Raw genomic sequence first — 204 nt, 5'->3', positions numbered from 1 at the left:
CAAAGTAAATCCAGATAAGAGTAAAGTTGGTAGTCCTTTGCGACTGAAATTCCTTGGATTTTCGCTAGGCGTAGACCACAATAGAGCCTACGCCCGTCCAGCTAAACAATCGCAACAACGAGTAAAGAAAGCGCTGAAGTTATTAACTAAACGTAATCGTGGAATATCTCTGACAAGAATGTTTGAAGAAATTCATCGAAAAAT

General features: G+C 39.2%; 1 pseudogene. It reads left to right on the top strand.

The features are described 5' to 3' along the window. A pseudogene (locus tag QOS10_RS09710) lies at window positions 1–204 on the top strand (group II intron reverse transcriptase/maturase); the annotation flags it as partial.

The sequence above is a fragment of the Limosilactobacillus galli genome (assembly GCF_947381495.1).
Classification (GTDB): domain Bacteria; phylum Bacillota; class Bacilli; order Lactobacillales; family Lactobacillaceae; genus Limosilactobacillus; species Limosilactobacillus galli.
Note: the sequence above shows the minus strand (reverse complement) of the source record. Positions and strands in the feature narration are given on the sequence as shown.